This is a genomic window from Sphingomonas sp. 7/4-4, from assembly GCF_027941955.1.
Taxonomy (GTDB): Bacteria; Pseudomonadota; Alphaproteobacteria; order Sphingomonadales; family Sphingomonadaceae; genus Sphingomonas.
In genome coordinates this window covers 1420239-1439235 of record NZ_CP115960.1, presented here as the reverse complement: position 1 = coordinate 1439235, position 18997 = coordinate 1420239, and the positions used below count along the sequence as shown (strand labels likewise).

The window sequence follows — 18997 nt, the reverse complement described above, 5'->3', positions numbered from 1 at the left end:
CGACCGGGCGCGGCCAAGCTTGCCTGCTTTCTTGCGGCCGCTAAGCTTGCCCGGAATGCGGGAGGGATGCCCAACCGCTGAGACAGGAGAGATCACCATGTCGATCGTCCGTCGCGGCTTTCTGGCCGGCGCGCTCGTATTGCCGCTCGCGGTGCGTGCCCAGACGCAGGAGAGCTGGGAAGACAAGCACCAGCGCCAGCTCAAGGAGGATTGGCCGTGGCTCGGCCGCTATGCCGAGGAGAACCGGAAGCTGCGGGCATCAGGGGCGAAGACCAACATCGTCTTCATGGGCGATTCGATCACCGAGGGGTGGCGCGAAAAACGGCCCGATTTCTTCAAGGCCGGACGGGTGGGACGCGGGATCAGCGGCCAGACCACGCCGCAGATGGTGCTGCGGATGATGGCGGACGTCGTGGCGCTCAAGCCGCGCTACCTCCACATCATGGCGGCGACCAACGACATTGCCGGAAATACCGGGGCGATCACGCTGGCGCAGACCTTCGACAATTTCCGGATGATGACTGCGATTGCGCAGGCCAATCGGATCGAGGTGCTGATCGCATCGGTTCCGCCCGCCGATCATTTCCCATGGCGGCCGGGGCTGGAGACAGTGAAGCCGATCCGCGAAATCAATGCCTGGCTCAAGAGCTATGCCCAGAGTGCCGGCGCCACCTGGATCGATTACTGGCCGGTACTTGCGGACGAGAAGGGCGCGATGAAACCGGGCATGGCGACCGACGGCGTCCATCCGACCGAGCAGGGCTATGACATGATGGCGACGGTGATCGAGCCGTTCCTTAGAGCCCGGAAAATTTGAGGCGGGCTGCCGCGACTGTGGCAATATTCTCAGACAAATGGGGTTCACAGTTGCGGCATTTGCGATAGATCTGGGCCGAAGCGGCGAAGACCCGACATGGAGGAGAGCGACTATGGCGATCACGCGCCGTGACATCACGGTGGCGCTGGGTGCGTTGCTGATCGGCGGCACAGCCGGTGCGATTGCGCAGACTCCTCGGCGAAGCTCGGCCCGGCAGTGTTCGACTGGACGAAGATGGAGCCGAAGAAGACTGATGTCGGCGCGATCCGCAATCTTGTCCGCCAGCCCACCGCCACGCTCGACGAGCTCGAGATGCACGTCACCACCCTCAATCCGGGCCTCGCCTCGCACCCGCCGCACACCCATCCGAACGAAGAGCTGGTGATCGTCCGCGAAGGCACGGTCGAAGTGCTGAACGGCGGGATATGGAAGCGCCTCGGGCCGGGCTCGGTGATCTTCAACGCTTCGAATTCGCCGCATGCGCTGCGCAATGTCGGCGAAACACCAGCGACCTATCACGTGATCAACTGGCAGACGGCGAGGACGCCGGCGAAATGAGGAGAACCGCATGCACCGTCGCACGATGCTGACCGGCGCCGGACTGGCCGGAATCACCGCCGCGCTGCCTCCGGAGTTGCTCGCTGCCCAGTCGCAGACCCAGGGCAATGCCGTCTCCGCCGACGTGGCGCCGGCCGGCCCGGAGCCGACCGCGAAGCATCGGATCAAGTTCGGCGTGATCGGACTGGATCATGCGCACATCTACGGCATGACCGATGCGATGATCCGTGGGGGCGGCACCCCGGTCGCCTTTTTCGCCACCGACCCGAAGCAGATCGAGACTTTCAGCAAGCGGTACGGCAACGGCGTCCGGCTTGCGCGCAGCGAGGACGAGATCCTCGGCGACAAGGCGATCCAGCTGATCATCGGCGCGCCGATCCCCGATCTGCGTGCACCGCTCGGCATCCGAGCGATGCGCGCCGGCAAGGACTATCTCGGCGACAAGCCGGCGATCACCAGCCTCGAGCAGCTTGCCGACGTCCGCCGGGCGATCAAGGAGACCGGCAGGAAATTCGCGATCCTGTATTCGGAGCGGCTCGAGGTGCGGGCTGCCGTCCACGCCGGCGAACTCGTCGCCCAGGGCGCGATCGGCAAGGTGATCCAGACCGTCAACCTCGCCCCGCACCGGGTCAGCGCGCCCAGCCGCCCCGACTGGTTCTGGGACAAAGCGCGCTACGGCGGCATCCTCACCGATATCGGCAGCCATCAGGCCGATCAGTTCCTGTTCTACACCGGCTCGACCTCGGCGCGGGTCGTCGCCTCGCAGACCGGCAATCTCAACTGGCCCGACAAGCCGAAGTTCGAGGATTTCGGCGACATGATCGCCACCGGCAACGGCGGCACCGGCTATATCCGTGTCGACTGGTTTACGCCCGACGGGCTGCCGACCTGGGGTGACGGACGCCTGTTCCTCGTCGGCACCGAGGGCTCGATCGAGCTGCGGAAATATGTCGACGTGGCGGGGCGGCCGGGCGGCAACCACCTCTTCATCACCGACAAAAAGGGCGTGCGCTACGTGGACTGCTCGAAGGTGCCGCTGCCATTCGGTCCGCAGTTCGTCACCGACGTTGTCGAGCGCTCGTCGATCGCCCAGGACCAGGACCAAGCGCTGCTTGCCGCCGAACTGGTGCTCACCGCGCAGAAGAATGCCACGCGGCCCAAGCTGGCCTGAGGGGAGACGGAGCATGCAATTGTCCAGACGCGGCATCCTGAAGACCGGCGCGGTGCTTGCGGCGCCGACGATCGTCCCTTCCAGCGTGTTCGGCCAGAACGCCCCGTCGAACCGCATCGTCATCGGCGCGATCGGCGTCGGGCGGATCTCGCGCAGCCACGACATGAAGGAAGTCCACAAGCACGCCGACGCCCAGATCGTCGCGGTGTGCGATGTCGACACGGTCCGCCTCGGCGCGGGCAAGGAACTGGTCGACACCCGCTACGCCGCCAGCACCGGCAAGCCCTATTCCGGCACGCGGATGTACCATGATTATCGCGAGCTGCTCGCGAACAAGGAGATCGACGCGGTCCTGATCTCCACGCCCGACCACCAGCATGCCCCGCAGGCGGTCCACGCGGTGCGCGCAGGCAAGCATGTCTACCTCCAGAAGCCCGCGGCGCTGACCATCTCGGAAGGCCGCGCGATGGCCGATGCGGTGAAGGCGAGCGGGCGCATCGTCCAGATCGGTTCGCAGCAGCGCGGGCAGGACCCTGGCCGCAATTCCACCGCGCCTGCGAGCTGGTCCGCAACGGCCGCATCGGCAAGATCGTTCGGGTCGAAGTGGGGCTGCCCGGCGATCCTTCTGGCCCCGAGGCGCCGCCGATGCCGGTGCCGTCGAACCTCAATTACGACGCCTGGCTCGGGACCACCCCCGAGATCCCCTATACCGAGATCGGCGTCCACCCGCAGGACTCGTTCGAGAACCGCCCCGGCTGGCTCCGCATCGAGCAATTCGGCGCGGGCATGATCACCGGCTGGGGCTCGCACCATATCGACACGGCCCATTGGGGCATGGACATGGAGCATTCGGGCCCGGTCGAGATCTGGGGCAAGGCCGAATTCCCCAAGAGCGGGCTGTGGGACGTCCACGGGGCGTTCGAGACGCATGCGCGCTATGCGAACGGCGTGACGATGACGGTTTCCGGCGCGCTGCCCAACGGCGTGAAGTTCATCGGCGACAAGGGCTGGATCTTCGTCACCCGCAGCGGCGCAGTGACGGCGAGCGATCCGGGCGGGCCGCAGATCGATCCGCTCCAGGCGAGCGACCCGAAGATCCTCACCAGCGTGATCGGCCCGAACGAAGTGCATTTGCTCAAGGTCCCCGAGCAGCATCGCAATTGGCTGGATGCCATAAAGACAGGCGTGCCGGTGAGCGCGCCGGCCGAAATCGGCCATCGCTCGCTTTCGACCTGCCTGCTCCACTGGACCGCAATGAAGACCGGCCGCCGCCTCAAATGGGACCCCAAGGCCGAGCGCTTCATCGGCGACGACGAGGCGAATGCGATGCTCAGCCGGCCGCAGAGGGCGAAATACGCGATCTAGAGATCGTGGGGGCGAGTTGGTTGACGCTAAGTTGACACCAGGTTGACACTGGTTCGGGTTTTTGGTGGGGCGCTATCTCATCAAGATAATGATATACAATGATAAAATTCGTGGCGTGGTTGGCACGGGTGTGCCCGACGCGCCTGTGACGCGACACCTACGCGACACCTACGCGGCAGTCAGGCGCCACCAAAGCCACACCCACGCGCCGGTTTGGCGCCACCAAGGCCGCAGGTACGCGCCATGCGCGTTGACCAAGTCTTGCGTGTCCGATCGATCGACGGTGTCAAAGAGCGCGACGGCATGGCCGACCGCCTGAGGCAAGCAGACGAAATCCTACATTGCAAGAGAGGAGCGGCCGCAATTGTTAGCTGCCTGTCCGCTTCAGCCTCTTGGGTCGGAAAAACGGACATTCGGAAAGCCAAACCCGGAATGGCAACTGCCGGCCCAATGTCGGCTATTCGCTCGCGATCTGCGCACTCTCGAAAGCAGCCGCTCAAGGCTGTCCGTCACTTTGAAGCCGACATACGCATCGCGCCGATGCGCTCGGCGTGTGGCGAGAGAAGTGAGAACCTACACTCTTGACTGTATTGCATACATATATCACCAATACGGCTGGCAGGAGAGGGGGCCGCCAACCGCGCAACATTTCCTCCGGAGGCTCCATGCGGTCACCGATCTTTGCTCTTTCGGTCGGCACACTCCTCACAACGACGGCAGCTGCGCAAACTCAGGCCGTCCCTTCCGCGTCTTCGCGCCCGCAAGACGCGGCGATCACCGCCACTCCGCTTCCCTATCGGGAGGAAGCCGTGACGTTCGACGCGATGCGCCGTCCCCAATCACCCCTGGCGTGATCCACGCCGCATTAAGGTGAGGTTCGTCCGTCCAAGCAAGCCACCAAGGGACATCGGAACATGAATCGATCATATGGCCCTACGCGACGCGAGTTCTCCATCCTGTTGTCAGGAGCCTTTGCGGCGCCGGCGACGGCAGCCGTTTCCAAACCCCGCCGCTCGGAAGCCGCGCGACTGCGCAGGTACGCTGAGGCGACCCACCCGCGCGGCTGGATAGCCGCCGCAGACCCGGTTTGGCGAGCAGGGTGGGATCGCCTCGCCGCTGAGGCCGACGCCATGAGCCCCGAGGCCTATCTCATGCGCCTCATGGCGCGGTTGGCTTGGTTCCATGACGGCCACACGACAATGTACGTGGACGGGCGTGTGGGACCAGCGGGAATGATCAAGGCGCCCGGCTTCGACCTCACCCTTCCGATTGCCGCCGCCCCTTCTTCGACGGACTCTACGTCACCGCAGCCAAGGGAGAGGGCGCGCCTCTGCTTGGTGCACGGATCACGCGTGTGGATGGGGTCGCCATTGAGGAGGTCCTGAGGTCCTTCGCGGCAATGTGGCCCGGCAACAACGCCACCCGGGCCCACCATGACGCAGATTTGATCCTGAGACCTGCGGTCCTGCGCGGCGCGCGATTGGCCCCGCCCGCCGGCGTCTCGGCGCCGGTCACCGTCGAGGCTGAGATAGGCGGCTCGCTCGTCAAGGCCGTGCTGATCCCGCGCGCGGACGGGCGCGAGGGGCTAGTCCCGCTCCCCCGAAAGCCGTTCCCGGTCGAAACCTGGCGGCCGGGGCTCGCGCCCAACTTCGTCCACGCAGAAGGCCATGTCCTGGTCATCGCGTTCGACCGCCTGTTCGCCAGCAAGGAGTCGATCCTGGCCTTCGTGCGAGAAGCCTTTGCGGCTATGGAGGCCCCCGCGATCGAACGGGTCGTACTCGACCTGCGCCGCAACGACGGCGGCGACAACCGCATGGGCGAAGGTCTGAGGAAACATCTCGAACGGTCCCGCTTCAACCGGCCCGGCGGGCTCTATGTGCTGATCGGACCTCACACTTTTCGGCCGCCCAGAACCTGACCTCGAGGATCGAGCGGGAGACCTGGGCTGTGTTCGTGGGCGAACCCTCCGGGGGCGCCCCCAATCACGAGGGCGATGCCAGGCCGTTTCAGGGCGACGGGTTCAGCGCATACGTGTCGACCCTGCCGTGGTTCGACTCCCACCCCTATGACAAGCGGATCTGGACCATGCCCGACATATTGGTCCCGCTCCGGTTTGCCGATTGGACGGCGGGCAGGGATCGGGCGATGGAAGCCGTGTTCGCCCAGGTCAACGATCAACCGCTCGACGACCTTGGCGAGCAGCACACTAACTATTCCGAGCGGCCGAGCCAGAAGACGGAGTGGAAGCCGTTCTGGATGTTATAGGGGCGCAATCAGCCGGCCCCAACCACCCAATAGCGTATAGCGCCACCTTTGGCTGAACGAACGGCCGATTTCGGGAACTCGCGCGCCGCTCGGGAATGGCCGACATTGGGCGCATAGCTGTCAGCACCGTCTCCGGGCGCCTTGCTTCGCCACCGCACGGCCCCGATTGGAAAGTCCATCCATCCCGCATAAAGCGACCGCGCGACCGGCAAGAGGAGTTTCGCATGATCCGCACCGGACTGATCGGCTTCGGCCTTGGCGGCACGGCGTTCCATGCGCCGCTGATCTCCGCCGTCCCTGAACTCGATCTCGCGGCGATCGTCACGTCGCGCGCCGATGCGGTGCATGCGCATTATCCCGGGGTGCACGTGGTGCCCGATGCCGCGGCGTTGCTCGCCGATCCGGCGATCGAGCTCGTCGTGGTCTGCACGCCCAACGACACGCATTTCCCGCTCGCCAAGGCGGCGCTCGAGGCGGGCAAGCATGTCGTCATCGACAAGCCTTTCTCGAACAGCGTCGCCGAGGTGGAAGTTTTGCTCGCGCTGGCGGAGGCGCGGGGAAGGGTGCTCAGCGTGTTCCACAATCGCCGCTGGGACAGCGACTTCCTGACGCTGAAGAAGCTGCTCGACGAAGGCGCGCTGGGTGAGGTGGCGCTCTACGAGGGGCGGTGGGACCGCTTCCGCCCTGCCTTGCGCGACAGCTGGCACGAGGCGGCGGGGCCCGGCGGCGGGGTGCTGATCGACCTGGGCCCGCATCTGATCGACCAGGCGCTTGCGCTGTTCGGCCCGCCGGAGAGCGTGAGCGCGGATATCGTCGCCCAGCGGCAAGGTTCGCTGGTTGACGATTATTTCGAATTGACCCTGCAATACGGGCGGATGCGCGCCTTGCTCTCCTCGGCCGTGATCATCCCGGCGCCGCGGCCGCGCTTCGCCGTGCACGGCACGCGGGCGAGCTTCGTCAAGCACGGGCTCGATCCGCAGGAGGCGCAATTGCGCAGTGGTGGGCATGCCGATGACCCGGACCACGGCGTGGAGGATCCCGCCAATCACGGCGTGCTGGTGCGCGGTGACGGGACGAAGCAATCGATCGTGTCCGAACGCGGCGATTACCGGCGTTTCTATTCGGGTGTGGCGCGGGCGATCGCCGATCAGGTGCCGCCGCCGGTTTCGCCCGCTGACGCGCTTGCCGGCCTCAGGATCATCGAGCTCGCCCGGCAAAGCGCGGCGGAAGGCCGTTCGTTACCCTTCCGATAGAATCGGGCTCGGGCATTTCCCTTAGGTTCCAGGGCACTGCGGCGCTGATTATACCAAGTTATTTCCACCGTCGCATAGGCAGAGGTAGGATCGTGCATGCTTAGCCTCCTGGCTGCGTTGTCGACTGGCACGCGCGGAGCATCCTCGGCCTTGCGCCCGGAGCTGTTCTGGGGGAACGCCATTGCCGAATCCGTGCTGGCGCTCGCGTATTTCTCGATCGCGCTGGGGCTGGCGTTCCTGATCCGCCGCCGGCGCGACTTCGCCTTTCGCTGGATTTTCTGGTGCTTCGCCGCGTTCCTTGCGGCGGGCGGGATCATGCACCTGATGAGCCTGACGGGCTGGGATCCGCTCGGCAGCGTGGCAGTGATATTCAAGGGATTGACCGCGGTGGGGACGATCGCGACGGCGGTGGCATTCTGGCCCCTGCTGTCCAAGGTGATCGCGATGCCCTCGCGCGCGCAGCTCAGCGATCAGAATGCCGAGCTGGAAGCCCTGGTCAGGGAACGCGACGCCGCGCTGGAGGATTTGCGCCAGCACGTGGCGCAGCGGTTGGAGCTCGAAGCGGCGCTTCTCCAGTCGCAGAAGCTCGAGGCGGTCGGCCAGCTCACCGGCGGCATCGCGCATGATTTCAACAATCTGCTGCAGGCAGTGGCGGGCAATCTCGAACTGATCGCACGCAAGCCCGACGATATCGACCGGGTGATCGGCTGGAGCGCGAGTGCGCTCAATGCGGTCGAACGCGGGCGGCTGCTGACGGGGCAGTTGCTCGCCTTTTCGAGCAAGCAGCGCATCGATCTCAATTCGGTGCGGCTCGCCGAACTGGTGGGCGGCGTGAAGGATCTGATCGAGCGCGCCGTCGCGCCGCTCGGCCAGCTGCGCGTCGAGCGGATCGATCCGGCGCTCAATGTCGAAGTCGACCCGCTCCAGCTCGAGCTGGCATTGCTCAACCTCGCCTTCAATGCGCGCGATGCCATGCCAGAGGGCGGCATGCTGACGATTGCCGCCGGGCATGCGAGCGGCGATCTGGTCGGCGATCTTCCGCGCGGCGACTATGTCGCGCTGACGGTGTCGGACACCGGCACGGGCATGACGGAGGACGTGCGCGCCCGCGCGATCGAGCCGTTCTTCACGACCAAGGGCGTCGGCAAGGGCACCGGCATGGGGCTCGCCATGGCTGCGGCAGTGGCGCGGCAGGCCGGAGGGGGCTCGTCATCCAGAGCACGGAAGGGCAGGGCACGTCGATCATCCTGCTCCTGCGCGTCGCGACCAGCCAGCCGCGGCGCGTCGTCGGCGACGATGCGCGCTCGGATATGCGCACCGATCTCTCGGGCTACACGATCGCGCTGGTCGACGACGATGCGCAGGTCCGCGGCTCACTTTACGACACGCTGGCTTCGGCAGGCGCGACGGTGGAGGAAGCGGCCGAGGGCGGGGCGGGGATCGAGCTCGTCCGGCGGCTGCGGCCCGACCTGCTGGTGGTCGACTTCGCAATGCCGGGCATGACCGGCGCCGACGTCGTCCGGAAAGTGCGCGAAGAGCATCCGGGGCTGCCCGTCGTATTGGTCACCGGCTTCGCGGAGTCGGCGAAGCTGGACGCCGTCACCGGGCCGCAGGTCGCGGTATTGTGGAAGCCGTTCGAGGCGCAGGAATTGCTGCGGAAAGTCGCCGGGCTGCTTTCGCGCTAGGGCAAGGCGCGGCGCAATTCCTCGATCCACGTCGTCGCGACGCTGTCCGAAGGCGCGCGCCAGTCACCGCGCGGGCTGAGCGCGCCTCCGGCCGAGACCTTGGGACCATTGGGCATTGCCGAGCGCTTGAACTGGCTGGTTTGAAAGAAACGGAACAGGAAGCTCTCCAGCCACTTCGCGATCGTCGCGAGATCATATTCGTTGCGGCCGGCTTGCGGGAAGTCGATCGGCCAGAGCCCGGCCTCGCGATCGCGCCAGGCGTGCCAGGCGAGAAAGGCGATCTTCGAGGGCCTGAGGCCGTGGCGGACCACATAATGCAGGAAGAAATCGTTGAGCTCATAGGGGCCGATGCGGTCCTGCGTGCTCTGCATCTTGCCCTCGGCATCGGCCGGGACGAGCTCGGGGAGATCTCCGTGTTCAATATCTGGTTCAGCGTCGTCGCGGCCTGACCCTCGAACTGACCGGTCTGCAGGGTCCAGCGGATGAGATACTGGATCAGCGTCTTCGGCACGCCCGCATTGACGCCATAATGGCTCATCTGATCGCCAACGCCATAGGTGCACCAGCCGAGCGCGAGTTCGGACAGATCGCCGGTGCCGACGACGAAGCCCTGGCGCTGATTGGCGAGGCGGAAGAGATAGTCGGTGCGCAGGCCCGCCTGGACGTTCTCGAAGGTCACATCATAGACCGGCTCCCCCGAGGCGAAGGGGTGGCCGAGATCGGCGAGCATCTGGCGGGCGCTCGGGCGGATGTCGATCTCCTCCCCGGTGACTCCGAGCGCGCGCATCAGCTCCCAGGCATTTGCCTTCGTCGCTTCCCCGGTCGCGAAGCCGGGCATGGTGAAGCCGAGGATATCCGAACGTGGCCGGCCGAGCCGGTCCATCGCCTTGCACGCGACGATCAGCGCATGCGTCGAATCGAGCCCGCCCGAAACGCCGATGACGAGGTGCTTGCTGCCGGTCGATTCGAGCCGTTTGCGAAGGCCCTCGACCTGAATGTTGAAGGCTTCATAGCAATCCTCCTCGAGCCGCGACGGTGTGTTGGGCACGAACGGAAAGCGGCGGAGCGGGCGAACCAGTCCGCGATCGGCCATGTCGGGCTGGTGTTCGAACGCGATGCGCCGGAAGCGCATTTCGGGGTGGTTGGCGTAGCGCGTGCTGTCGTTGAACGTGCCGTCGCGCATCCGTTCCAGGCGGAGGCGTTCGAGATCGAGATCGGCGCAAACGATCTCGGTGGTCAGCTCGAAGCGTTCGGAGCGGGCAAGCAGTTCGCCGAATTCGTAGATCAGTCCCTGGCCGTCCCAGGCGAGATCGGTGGTGCTCTCGCCGGGACCTGAGGCCGAGTAGAGATAGGCCGAGAGCGTGCGTGCCGATTGCGACGCGCAGAGCAATTCGCGCTCGCGCCCCTTGCCGATGACGATGTTCGAGGCGGAGAGGTTGCACAGCACCAGCGCCCCGGCGAGCGCGCCGTCGGTGGAGGGCGGGGTGGGCGCCCAATAATCCTCGCAAATCTCGATATGGAAGACGAAATCCTCGAGGTCGGATGCGGCGAAGACCAGGTCCGCGCCGAACGGCACGGTCTGCCCCGCGACGGTGATGTCGAGCCCGGTGAGGCCCAGCCCCGAGGCGAACCAGCGTTTCTCGTAATATTCGCGGTAATTGGGCAGGAATTGCTTCGGCACCACGCCGAGGATGCGCCCCCGCGCGATCGCCAGCGCGCAATTGTAGAGCCGGCCGTTACGGCGGAGCGCCGCGCCGATCAGCAGCACCGGCTTCAGTTTCGCGCTCGCCTCGACGATCGCGGCGACACCCGCCTCGGTCGCGTCGAGGATCGCGTCCTGCAGATGCAGGTCGTCGATCGCATAGGTGGTGACGTTGAGCTCGGGGAAGACGAGCAGGTCGGCACCCTCGGCATCGCCCTGCTGCGCCAGTGCGATCGTCGACGCGGCGTTGGCGGCGGGATCGCCGACAGTGACCGAGGGGTGCATACCCCCGCGCGGATCATTCCCTGTCGGTGGAGCAAGAAAAGGGGTGGGACTTCGCCATCACAGCGCCTCCGATAGCATTTCCAGCCCGACGCGCAGGCATTCAATCCGCACCGGCCCGCGGCCGATATCGCCGAAATGCGCTTCGCGGTGCGCAGTGGGACGGCCACTCCGCGCGCAGGCGAAATGGACCAGCCCGGGCTCGTCGCCCGGCACGCCGGGTCCAGCAAAGCCGGTCACCGCGAGCGCGACCTGCGCCTTGCTGTAGCGCAGCGCACCCTCGGCCATTCGCCGGGCGACCGCTTCGCTGACCGCGCCCTCGGCCTCGATCAATTCGGGAGGGACGCCCAGCATCTCGGCCTTGGCCTCGTTGGTGTACACGACGAAGCCGCGCTCGAAGGCATGGCTGGCCCCTTCGACATCGGTGAACAGTGAGGCGAGCAGCCCGCCGGTGCAGCTTTCCGCGGTGGCGATCGAGAGATGCTTGTCGCACGCACGCTCGAGCAGCCTGCGCACGGCAGCGTCCACCTCATCGGGGAGGACCGGCGAGAGCGTTTCGGTCATGCAATGGTCCTAGTCCGGGGCGCGGGCTAATGCCAACCCGGCATAAAGCGAATGGTTTCCTTCGGGGTGAAGCGCCGCGTTCGCTTCCGGTGATTGACAAGGACCAGCCATCCGGGTGAATTGCCACGTATGGGGACGGCGGTTTCCCCGTGAGGCGACAGCCGAAGAATCGCGTCCTGACTCTCTTTTGCCAGAGGACGCACATGCCTTCGTTGAACAGCATCGCTCCGGAAAAGCTCGTCCGCCTCATCGGCGTGCCCGGTGCACCCGTCATCGTCGACGTGCGGGCGGCGGAAACCAGCCGGATGATACCCGGGTCCATTCGGTTCGCTCCGCAGGCGGTTGAGGCCTGGAGCGGCGCTCTCGCCGGATCCGCCGTGGTGGTGGACGAGGACGGCGCGTCCTCGGCACAGGGCATCGCCGCCTGGCTTCGAACCGAGGAGTCGATGCCGAAGCCCTGGAAGGCGGCTTCGCGGCTTGGCGGGCGGCGGGCCTTCCGCTTCTCGCCACGGACAGGCTCCCGCGCCGCGATGCGCAGCAGCGGACCGTCTGGGTGACGCGTGCCAGACCCAAGGTGGACAGGATCGGCTGTCCGTGGCTGATCCGGCGGTTCGTCGATCCGCAGGCACGATTCCTGTTCGTGCCGGCGGCGGACGTGCTGACGGTCGCCAGAGAACTTGGCGCGGCGCCCTTCGACGTTGCCCATGAGGACGTATTCTGGAGCCATCGCGGCGAGCGCTGCACGTTCGATTTGATGGTCGATGAATTCGGCCTCGGCGATTTCCCCGCGATGGACTATCTCGCAGCGATCGTGCGCGGCGCCGATACGGCCCGGCCCGATCTGGTGCCCGAGGCGGCGGGGCTGCTCGCCGTCTCGCTCGGCCTCTCGCGCATGTATGCGGACGATATCGCACAGCTCGATGCAGGGATGCTCGTCTATGACGCACTATACCGCTGGTGCCGCGATGCGCGGGGAGAGGCCCATGACTGGACCTCCCACAAGCCGCGCGAGGTGCGGGCATGAGAGTGAACGCCATGGATGCGTTGTTTATTTGGTGACTTGCGGCTAAGAGTGACGCGCTAATCGTCGCCTGCGACGGAAATTGATGCCTTCGGGCAAGATATCCTTTTCAAGATTATTGGCCCCTGCTGTGCGGTTTTTCGTGCAGTTTTCCATGTTCTGGAAAGGAACATTACATGCCGATCGGCAAAGTTAAATTCTTCAACGTCGACAAGGGCTATGGCTTCATTGCGCCCGAGGATGGCGGCAGCGACAGCTTCGTCCATATCAGCGCCGTCGAGCGTGCGGGCATGACGACGCTGCAGACCGACCAGCGCGTCTCGTACGATGTCGAGAACGACCAGCGCGGCAAGGCTTCGGCGGTCAACCTCCAAGCCCTCTGACGCACTTTGCGTAAGTGATTGCGGGGCGGCGCGGCGAGAGCCGGGCCGCCCCGTTTTCATTTGGCCCAGGCTTGCAGGCGCTGGCTATAAGGTCTGCCGCTTCGTCGCGATCCGCATCATTGCCGCTTGCGTTTGGCGGAGGAGTGTGGTGCCATCATGTGGCACCAGGTGTCATAGATTGAGCGTGTCGGACGGTATCGGCCGGACAACCGGCGACCAAATGGAGGGGATATGGCGCGCGCAGCGATCCGGACTGCGGTCCTGCCTTTTACCTTCGTACTTTCGCTGGCGCTCGCCTCGGCTGTGCAGGCGCAGCTCGCCGCGCCGGCGGGGGCATGCATCGCGATCCGGTGAGCGACGTGGCCGACGCGCCTACCCGGCTCAAGCCCGCTTATCCGGTGCCGTACGGCCGGCCCTCCGAAGCCGCGGTCAAGGCAGTGATGGACCGGGTGCTCGGCTATATCGAGCGTGAGACGCCGGCCACTCTCATCGACGTCGCCGGCAAGGCGCAGGGGCCCGGCGGCAAACTGGCGCCCGGCAGTCGCTTCCGTTCGGCCTATCGCCTGACCAGCTACGAATGGGGCGTCACCTATTCGGGCGCGCTCCTCGCCGGCGAGGTGACCGGCGACCAGCGCTATACGCATTATGTCGCGGGCCGGCTCGGTGCGGTGGTCGATACGGCCAACCGCTATCGTGCGCAGAAGACGGCGGCGGACCAGACGCCGGTGCACCAGATGCTGGCGCCTGGCAGGCTCGACGATTCGGGTGCGATGGCTGCGGCCCTGATCAAGGCGCAGCGGGCCGGAGTGATCACGCAGGGCGGGGCGCAGATCCAGGTGTATCTCGACTGGATCTCCAACCACCAGTTCCGCCTGTCCGACGGCACGCTCGCCCGGCAGGTGCCGATGCCCAACAGCCTGTGGCTCGACGATCTCTACATGAGCGTGCCCGCTCTGGCGCAGATGGGCGCGTTGACCGGGGAACGGCGCTGGTTCGACGATGCCGTCCGTCAGGTGCTGCAATTCTCGGAGCGCATGTTCGTCGCCGACGAAGGGCTCTACCGGCACGGCTGGGTCGACGGCATGGACCCGCATCCCAGCTTTTTCTGGGGGCGGGCAAACGGCTGGGCGATCATGGCGACGGTCGAGTTGCTCGAAGTGCTGCCGGCGGATCATCCCGGGCGGCCCGCGATCCTTGCGCAGCTGCGTGCGCACGCTGCCGGGCTGGCGAGGATGCAATCGGGCACGGGGCTGTGGCACCAATTGCTCGACCGGCCGGACAGCTATCTGGAGACTTCGGCGACGTCGATCTATGCCTTTGCGCTTGCGCGTGCGATCAACCGCGGCTGGCTCGATCGCCGCGTCTATGCGCCGGTGGCGGTGCTGGCGTGGAATGCCGTGACGACCAAGGTCAATGCGGCGGGCGAAGTCGAGGATGTGTGCGTCGGCACCGGCATGGGGTTCGAGCCGGCATTCTATTATTACCGTCCGCGCCACGTGCGGGCGGCGCACGGCTATGGGCCGGTATTGCTGGCGGGCGCCGAGATCATCGCATTGTTGCGCAAGGATCCCGACGGACCGCGCGCGAACATGCTGTTCAACTAAGCGCGGGGATCAGACCTTGGCGGAATAGATCATCCGGCCAGGGCCGAGGCGTTCGAACACCTTGGCGAGCTCGTTCTCGCCCACCGCGAAACAGCCTTGGCTGCGGCCGAGCTTGCCGTGCTTCGCGATCATGTCGGCATTCGAATACCAGGCCGAATGGACCACGATCGCGCGATCGAAGGCGTTGTTGTTGGTCGGATCGAGGCCGAGCAGGCGCTGCGAATCGCCATGCTTGCCGACATAATAATCGGCGGTGAGGAAGGCGCCTTCGCTGGTCGCCTCCGAATCGATCGCGTTCGAGAAGCTGTGGAGCAGCCCGGTATGTTCGGGGTCCGAGCCGATGCCGTGCGCGACGAGATAGCTCTGCACTTCGCCGCTGCCGAGGTTCACGATGTGGAAGCGCGGACGATAGGAAGGCGTCGAGAAATCGGCGATGGCGATGCGATCGTGTGACGGCACGTGCATCGAATGGCGGTTCAGCGCCGCGACCGCGCGCTTGAACAGCTCGGGACGGATGTTGCCGGGGACCTTGGGGGCGGCCTTGGCGACCACCGGTGCGGGCGGAATCGGCTGCACGGGAGCAGGAACAGGCACCGGAAGCGGTGCGGCTGCGATGCTCATGGTCCGGGTCGCGCAAGCCGAAACCACCGCGCCGCTGGCCATGACAAGCGCCGACTTGATCAGCGCACGGCGCGTCTGCGCCGAGTTCGGATTTTCGATCACTCTTTACCCACTAACCCGCTTCTTATGCCCCGAGTGTATATCAGAGCTCCTTTCATATGGGATGAACATCGGGGCCGGCGCGTGCGACTCACCGCATCCTGTGCCCGCTTCGCCGAGTTAAGTGCCGGATGTGGCAACAAAATCGCGCGAAGGGCGTGGCCAGGCCGGTGATTCGCCTCTCGGCACGATTCAGGTTAATTAGAATTTAAGAGGAGCGAGGCGCGAAGCTTCCGCGGCTTCAGAAAGGCTTTGACGATGATGTCTGGCGTACGCGGCGCATTGTTCCTGGCGGCATGGGCGCTTGTCCCAGCGGCGCCCGTCGCCGCGCAGGTGCGCGAGGAAATGACCCAGCCGGCGATCCCGAAGCTCAGGGCCGGGCAATCGGTGTGGTTCGAGACGCCCGAACTGATCAAGGCGAGCACCGCGGCAAGCTCCGTTCGCATCGTCATCGCGATCCAGCAGCAGCAGGCGCTGGTCTATCGCGGCGATCGGCTGGTCGGAGTCAGCACGGTCTCCACCGGCGCGCCGGGCTATGAGACGCCGCTGGGCGAGTTCACCATTCTCGAGAAGAAGGCGTTCCACCGCTCCAATCTCTACAGCAATGCGCCGATGCCTTATATGCAACGGCTCACCTGGGGCGGGATCGCGCTCCATGCCGGGCAGCTTCCGGGCTATCCCGCATCGCATGGCTGCATCCGGCTGCCCAAGGGGTTCGCGCGGGAGCTGTACGATCTGACGGCGAAGGGCGGGACGGTTCTGGTGGTCGACGACGTGATGGATGCGCCGCTGTATCTGCCGCTGGAGCCGGTGCTGACTGCCGATACGCGCGGGCTGACCACGCCGGCGACGAGCTATACGGCGCCGCTGCTGATGGCGGATACCAGCAATCTGGGCGGTGCGGCCTATGACGTGCTGACGCTGGGCGGGGATCCGCCGGCGGATGCGGCGCGGCGGCGGCCTGCGTCGTGGGTGACGGGGCCGGCGACCGAGGCACCACTTGGTGAGACGCGACCTGGCCAGCGCGGTTTGCGCTAGCCCGGCGGGGCACTCGCCCGGCGATCGATCGGATCACCGGGCGGGCGTGACGATCAGTTGTTCTTGGTTTCGACCGTGGTGGTGGTCGTCGTGGTCGCGGCGGGCGCGGCCCTGCGGGTGGTCTTGCGGACCGTGGTCTTCTTGCGCGCGCTCGAATAGCTCCGTGCCGGGGCGGTCGAGCGCTCGACGGTCGTCACGGTGGTGGTCGGTTGCGCGGCGGCGGCGCGGACTGCCGCGGCGTCGGCAGCCGCGCTCGCGGCGGCCTGTTGCGCCTGTTGCGCGCGTGCCTGTGCGGCAGCGGCGTCGCTCTGCGCGACTGCGGCCGCATCCTGCGCGGCGGCGCGCTGGCTGGCTTCGGCGGCGACCTGCGCTTCGGCGTTCAGCCGCGCGTCGCGATCGGCCGCGGCCTGCTGGGTCTTGTCGCGCTCGGCCTCCTCGAGCGCCTGGTCGGCCAGCCCCGAAGCGCGGCGCGCCTCGTTGATCGTCGAGATCGCGGTGGTCGCGGGCGAGCTGGTCGCGCGCCACGCGCAGCGATTCCTGGGCGCGCGCCATGGTCTCGGCGGCGTGCGTGGTGGCGCCTGCCTTCTCGGCGGCCTCGACCTTGGCGGTCGCTTCGGCGACGGCGGTGCGCGCGCGGTCGATCCGGCTCTGGGCCAGCGACGGCGTCGCGATCAGCAGCGCCGAAATTCCGACGCCGCGCATGATGATTGCCATAGTTCGCATTTGGTAATTCCTTGTTTCCCCGGCCAGCGAACGGCTACGGGTTGCAAGGAGTTGCTGCTGCGGCGACGAAGCGAGCTTATGCGCCGATCAGGCGAGCTTTTGCGGCGATAATCCGTTCGATCGCCGCATCGAGCGTGGCGTCGTCCTTGACGAAGCAGAAGCGCACGATGCTGGTCACCGGGTCTTCGGCATAGAGAGCGGAGATCGGGATCGCGACCACGCCGGCCGCGTCGATCAGCCGATTGCAAAACCTGACGTCGTCGAGCGCGACGCCCGACGCGGCCAGATCGACCGAAAGGAAATAGGTTGCGGCGCTCGGCAGGACGGTCAGGCCCGCGCCTGCCAGCCCGGCGGTGAGCCGGTCGCGGCCGTGCTGGAAGCGATTTCGCGCGCCCTGAACCCATGCGTCCTGCGTCGCCAGCCCCTCTGCGACGGCCCATTGCAGATTGGGCGGCGTAGTGAAGGTGAGGAACTGGTGTGCCCGGGCGATGACGCGCGCGAGCGGCGGCGCGGCGCATGTCCAGCCGACCTTGAAGCCGGTGAGCGCGAAGATCTTGCCGGCGCTGCCGATCTTGACGGTGCGCTCGCGCATGCCGGAAAAGCCGATCAAAGGAGGTGCCGCGCGCCGTCGAACGTGACATGCTCCCAGACTTCGTCGCAGACAGCGATCAGATCATGGGCGACGCAGAAATCGGCGATCATCGCGAGATCGGCGGCGCTGCACATCGTCGCAGCGGGATTGAGCGGGTTGTTGAGAACGAGAATCCGGGTGCGCGGCGTGACCACCGCCTCCAGCGCCGCCGCGTCGATCCGCCAGTGGGGTGGTTCGAGCCGGACGAAGCGGGGCACGCCGCCCGCCTGCCGGACCAGCGGGACATAGGCGTCGTAGAGCGGCTGGAAGAGAATGACTTCGTCGCCTGGCTCGATCAGCGCGAACAGGGATGCCGCCAGCGCTTCGGTCGCGCCCGAAGTGACGATGACTTCCTCAGGCGTGAGATCGAGACCCTGATGGCGGCCATAATGATCGGCGACCGCCTGGCGCAGCTCGGGCAGGCCGGGCATCGGCGGATATTGGTTGGATTTTTCGAGCAATGCGCGGGCGGCGGCTTCGAGCACTTCCTCGGGCCCGCGTCCGTCGGCAAAGCCCTGGCCGAGGTTGATCGCGCCGGTTTCGCGGGCGCGTGCCGACATCGCCTCGAAGATCGTCGTGCTCATCTGCGCGTAGAGCGGGTTCATGCTGCGGGTTTTGGGCTGGCTTCAGGTGGCTTGCAACCGGGCATGCAACCGCCGCATTAGCGGATTCGTTGACGCATGGCGCATCAGAAGGAAGACCATGACCACCAAGCCGCCGGTACCCGCCGAGAACCAGTCTCCCTATCCGATCGAGGAGCCTCCGCACGATCACAGCCACGACAACGAAACCGTGGCGGCAGTGCGCGAGATCGCCGCGGCGAAGGCACGCCGCGCGCGCAGCGCACGCCAGCTCGGCATCGGTGCCGCGGTAGGCATCGGATCGGCCGCGATCGTCGCCGGACTCTTGTTCTGGCGGGGGAATCGCAAGGACGGAAAATAGGGCGGGCCTAAAGGTCCGTTCCGCTCAATCGCCGCGGCGGCGCCAGCGCTTGGCGATCCTCACCGGGGCGAACAAATGCGGGCCAGTGAACAGGAACGCCGCGCCGGTGCTGCTGCACAGGAAGGTGATCGCGGCGAGCAGCCAGGCAGTCGCGTCATAGTCGATCGCTCCCGCTGTCGCCCGCGTACGCAACATGCGCGCCGCAAGAGAGGCGAGCACGAGCAGCGCGAGCCCGCCGAGCCGCAAGGACAATCCGATTGGCTTTCGTTCGTA

The 18997-nt window shown here is 66.2% G+C and carries 22 protein-coding genes and 3 pseudogenes; 19 read left to right on the top strand and 6 right to left on the bottom strand.

Annotated elements, in window-relative coordinates; genetic code table 11:
* The first annotated feature begins 97 nt into the window (after positions 1-97).
* The 11 genes and pseudogenes from PIB19_RS07340 to PIB19_RS07290 all read left to right on the top strand — a co-directional run bounded on the left by PIB19_RS07340 (position 98) and on the right by PIB19_RS07290 (position 9114).
* Positions 98-817, top strand: coding sequence for a GDSL-type esterase/lipase family protein (locus PIB19_RS07340; protein WP_271240267.1), 720 nt, complete (start codon positions 98-100; stop codon positions 815-817).
* 216 nt (positions 818-1033) lie between these two features.
* Positions 1034-1375, top strand: coding sequence for a cupin domain-containing protein (locus tag PIB19_RS07335; protein ID WP_271240266.1), 342 nt, complete (start codon positions 1034-1036; stop codon positions 1373-1375).
* Positions 1376-1385: 10 nt separating this feature from the next.
* A complete protein-coding gene (locus tag PIB19_RS07330) occupies positions 1386-2546 on the top strand; it encodes a Gfo/Idh/MocA family protein (RefSeq protein ID WP_271240265.1) in 1161 nt (386 codons plus the stop codon).
* A complete protein-coding gene (locus PIB19_RS07325; RefSeq protein ID WP_336297282.1) occupies positions 2521-3336 on the top strand; it encodes a Gfo/Idh/MocA family protein in 816 nt (271 codons plus the stop codon). The genes PIB19_RS07330 and PIB19_RS07325 overlap by 26 nt, the downstream gene beginning before the upstream one ends.
* Positions 3243-3461 (top strand): annotated as a pseudogene (locus tag PIB19_RS07320) (gfo/Idh/MocA family oxidoreductase); the annotation flags it as partial. The gene PIB19_RS07325 and the pseudogene PIB19_RS07320, both read left to right, overlap by 94 nt.
* Positions 3462-3500: 39 nt before the next feature.
* The gene (locus tag PIB19_RS07315; protein WP_271240935.1) at positions 3501-3911 is read left to right on the top strand and encodes a hypothetical protein; all 411 of its coding nucleotides are present in this window, start codon (positions 3501-3503) and stop codon (positions 3909-3911) included.
* 1399 nt (positions 3912-5310) lie between these two features.
* Complete coding sequence (locus PIB19_RS07310; RefSeq protein ID WP_271240264.1) at positions 5311-5829, top strand: hypothetical protein; 519 nt, start codon at positions 5311-5313, stop codon at positions 5827-5829.
* A 29-nt stretch (positions 5830-5858) separates the two neighbouring features.
* The gene (locus tag PIB19_RS07305; RefSeq protein WP_271240263.1) at positions 5859-6176 is read left to right on the top strand and encodes a hypothetical protein; all 318 of its coding nucleotides are present in this window, start codon (positions 5859-5861) and stop codon (positions 6174-6176) included.
* A gap of 224 nt (positions 6177-6400) precedes the next feature.
* Complete coding sequence (locus PIB19_RS07300) at positions 6401-7429, top strand: oxidoreductase (RefSeq protein WP_271240262.1); 1029 nt, start codon at positions 6401-6403, stop codon at positions 7427-7429.
* A 96-nt stretch (positions 7430-7525) separates the two neighbouring features.
* On the top strand, positions 7526-8932 hold the full coding sequence (locus PIB19_RS07295) for an ATP-binding protein (RefSeq protein WP_271240261.1): 1407 nt from the start codon (positions 7526-7528) through the stop codon (positions 8930-8932).
* On the top strand, positions 8818-9114 hold the full coding sequence (locus PIB19_RS07290; RefSeq protein WP_271240934.1) for a response regulator transcription factor: 297 nt from the start codon (positions 8818-8820) through the stop codon (positions 9112-9114). The genes PIB19_RS07295 and PIB19_RS07290 overlap by 115 nt, the downstream gene beginning before the upstream one ends.
* Here PIB19_RS07290 and PIB19_RS07285 read toward each other — a convergent pair.
* Together PIB19_RS07285 and PIB19_RS07280 are read right to left on the bottom strand one after the other, a co-directional pair.
* Positions 9111-11118, bottom strand: a pseudogene (locus PIB19_RS07285) (NAD(+) synthase). The gene PIB19_RS07290 and the pseudogene PIB19_RS07285 sit on opposite strands and share 4 nt — an antisense overlap.
* Positions 11119-11158: 40 nt before the next feature.
* The gene (locus PIB19_RS07280) at positions 11159-11662 is read right to left on the bottom strand and encodes a CinA family protein (protein WP_271240260.1); all 504 of its coding nucleotides are present in this window, start codon (positions 11660-11662) and stop codon (positions 11159-11161) included.
* A gap of 212 nt (positions 11663-11874) precedes the next feature.
* On the opposite strand from PIB19_RS07280, the gene PIB19_RS07275 reads away from it, so the two are divergent.
* From PIB19_RS07275 to PIB19_RS07255, 5 genes are all read left to right on the top strand, one after another.
* A complete protein-coding gene (locus PIB19_RS07275; RefSeq protein ID WP_271240259.1) occupies positions 11875-12219 on the top strand; it encodes a hypothetical protein in 345 nt (114 codons plus the stop codon).
* A complete protein-coding gene (locus tag PIB19_RS07270) occupies positions 12216-12686 on the top strand; it encodes a chromate resistance protein ChrB domain-containing protein (protein ID WP_271240258.1) in 471 nt (156 codons plus the stop codon). The genes PIB19_RS07275 and PIB19_RS07270 overlap by 4 nt, the downstream gene beginning before the upstream one ends.
* A 173-nt stretch (positions 12687-12859) precedes the next feature.
* Positions 12860-13066: a cold-shock protein gene (locus PIB19_RS07265; RefSeq protein ID WP_271240257.1), complete on the top strand. Its 207-nt coding sequence runs from the start codon at positions 12860-12862 to the stop codon at positions 13064-13066.
* Between the two features lie 231 nt (positions 13067-13297).
* Positions 13298-13420, top strand: coding sequence for a hypothetical protein (locus tag PIB19_RS07260; RefSeq protein ID WP_271240256.1), 123 nt, complete (start codon positions 13298-13300; stop codon positions 13418-13420).
* Positions 13402-14670, top strand: a complete 1269-nt coding sequence (locus tag PIB19_RS07255) for a glycoside hydrolase family 88/105 protein (RefSeq protein WP_271240255.1) — start codon at positions 13402-13404, stop codon at positions 14668-14670. The genes PIB19_RS07260 and PIB19_RS07255 overlap by 19 nt, the downstream gene beginning before the upstream one ends.
* 9 nt (positions 14671-14679) lie before the next feature.
* On the opposite strand, the gene PIB19_RS07250 is transcribed toward PIB19_RS07255, so the two are convergent.
* Positions 14680-15333 carry a murein L,D-transpeptidase catalytic domain family protein gene (locus tag PIB19_RS07250; protein ID WP_443018739.1) on the bottom strand — a complete coding sequence of 218 codons (654 nt, stop codon included), beginning with the start codon at positions 15331-15333 and terminating at the stop codon, positions 14680-14682.
* A gap of 315 nt (positions 15334-15648) precedes the next feature.
* On the opposite strand from PIB19_RS07250, the gene PIB19_RS07245 reads away from it, so the two are divergent.
* Entirely contained in the window at positions 15649-16428 is a 780-nt protein-coding gene (locus PIB19_RS07245) for a L,D-transpeptidase family protein (RefSeq protein WP_271240254.1), read from the top strand.
* 53 nt (positions 16429-16481) lie between these two features.
* Here the strand turns inward: PIB19_RS07245 and PIB19_RS07240 are convergent, their stop codons facing one another.
* The gene (locus PIB19_RS07240; protein ID WP_271240253.1) at positions 16482-16625 is read right to left on the bottom strand and encodes a hypothetical protein; all 144 of its coding nucleotides are present in this window, start codon (positions 16623-16625) and stop codon (positions 16482-16484) included.
* A 280-nt stretch (positions 16626-16905) separates the two neighbouring features.
* On the opposite strand from PIB19_RS07240, the gene PIB19_RS07235 reads away from it, so the two are divergent.
* Positions 16906-17262, top strand: coding sequence for a hypothetical protein (locus PIB19_RS07235; RefSeq protein ID WP_271240252.1), 357 nt, complete (start codon positions 16906-16908; stop codon positions 17260-17262).
* Here the strand turns inward: PIB19_RS07235 and PIB19_RS07230 are convergent.
* Positions 17228-18387: pseudogene (locus PIB19_RS07230) on the bottom strand (aminotransferase). The gene PIB19_RS07235 and the pseudogene PIB19_RS07230 overlap by 35 nt on opposite strands.
* 97 nt (positions 18388-18484) lie before the next feature.
* Between PIB19_RS07230 and PIB19_RS07225 the strand changes: the two are divergent.
* Positions 18485-18724, top strand: a complete 240-nt coding sequence (locus PIB19_RS07225; protein WP_271240251.1) for a hypothetical protein — start codon at positions 18485-18487, stop codon at positions 18722-18724.
* Positions 18725-18748: 24 nt separating this feature from the next.
* On the opposite strand, the gene PIB19_RS07220 is transcribed toward PIB19_RS07225, so the two are convergent.
* Complete coding sequence (locus PIB19_RS07220; protein ID WP_271240250.1) at positions 18749-18976, bottom strand: hypothetical protein; 228 nt, start codon at positions 18974-18976, stop codon at positions 18749-18751.
* Positions 18977-18997: the final 21 nt, after the last annotated feature.